Genomic DNA, 1,479 nt, shown 5'->3' with positions numbered 1-1,479 from the left:
TGAGCTTGAGGATCGTTGTCTGTGTGAAGTACGTGCCGGACGCGACGGGTGACCGTCGTTTCGGGGACGACCACACCACCGACCGGGAGGGTGTGGACGGCCTTCTGTCGGAGCTGGACGAGTACGGCGTGGAGCAGGCGCTGCGGATCTCCGAGGCGCACGGCGATGCCGAGGTGACGGTGCTGACGGTGGGGCCGGACGACGCCAAGGACGCGCTGCGCAAGGCGCTGTCGATGGGTGCGGACAAGGCCGTGCACGTGAACGACGACGACATCCACGGTACGGATGTGATCGGGACGTCGGCGGTGGTGGCGAAGGCGCTGGAGAAGACCGGGTTCGACCTGGTGATCGGTGGTATGGCGTCGACGGACGGCACGATGGGTGTGCTGCCGGCGCTGCTGGCGGAGCGGCTGGGTGTGCCGCAGCTGACGCTGCTGTCGGAGGTGTCGGTCGAGGGCGGTGTGGTGAAGGGCCGTCGTGACGGTGACGCGGCGACGGAGCTGGTGGAGGCGGCGCTGCCGGCGGTGGTGTCGGTGACGGACCAGTCGGGTGAGGCGCGGTACCCGTCGTTCAAGGGCATCATGGCGGCGAAGAAGAAGCCGGTGCAGTCGTTCGATCTGGACGATCTGGGCATCGAGGCCGGTGAGGTCGGTCTGGCGGGTGCGTGGACGGCGGTGGAGTCGGTGACGGCGCGTCCGGCGCGGACGGCCGGCACGGTCGTCAAGGACGAGGGTGAGGGCGGTAAGCAGCTCGCCGCGTTCCTCGCCGAGCAGAAGTTCATCTAATCCACGCAGTTTGCGTTCCAACGATCGATCAGGAGCAACGAATCATGGCTGAGATCCTGGTTCTCGTGGACCACGCCGACGGTGTGGTCCGCAAGCCGGCCCTCGAACTGCTGACCCTGGCCCGCCGGATCGGCGAGCCGTCGGCGGTCATGCTGGGCGCCGGTGCGGCCGCGGCCGACCTCGCCGCCAAGGCCGGCGAGTTCGGTGCGGCGAAGGTGTACGTCGCGGACGGCGCGGAGTTCGCCGACCAGCTGGTCGTCCCGAAGGTGGACGCGCTGGCCCAGATCGCCAAGGCGACCGGTGCCGCGGCGGTGCTGGTCACCTCCTCCGGTGAGGGCAAGGAGGTCGCCGCGCGGGTCGCGCTGCGGATCGGCTCCGGCATCATCACCGACGCCGTCGACCTGGAGGCCGGTGCCGACGGCCCGGTCGCCACCCAGGCCGTCTTCGCCGCGTCCTTCCAGGTGAAGTCCAAGGTGTCGCACGGCGCCCCGGTCATCACGGTGAAGCCGAACGCGGTGGCCCCCGAGGCCGCTCCGGCCGCGGGCGCGGTGGAGAACGTCACCGTCGAGTTCACCGGCAACGCCGCCAAGGTCACCTCGCGCACCCCGCGGGTCTCCTCCGGGCGCCCGGAGCTGACCGAGGCCGCGATCGTGGTCTCCGGCGGCCGCGGCGTCGGCGAGGCGGCCGGCTTCGG

Annotated in this window: 2 protein-coding genes; both read left to right on the top strand. The window is 70.7% G+C overall.

Features of this window, described 5'->3' with window-relative positions; genetic code table 11:
- Positions 1-785, top strand: a 785-nt coding sequence (locus ABZ495_RS37040) for an electron transfer flavoprotein subunit beta/FixA family protein (RefSeq protein ID WP_359840392.1), incomplete at its 5' end; no start/stop codon positions are given.
- 44 nt (positions 786-829) lie between these two features.
- Positions 830-1,479, top strand: a 650-nt coding sequence (locus ABZ495_RS37035) for an electron transfer flavoprotein subunit alpha/FixB family protein (protein WP_359840391.1), incomplete at its 3' end; no start/stop codon positions are given.

Origin of the sequence: Kitasatospora sp. NPDC005748 (genome assembly GCF_040630735.1) — a bacterium.
GTDB lineage: Bacteria > Actinomycetota > Actinomycetes > Streptomycetales > Streptomycetaceae > Kitasatospora.
The sequence above is the reverse complement of the archived record's forward strand: the minus strand, read 5'-3'. Positions and strand labels throughout refer to the sequence as shown.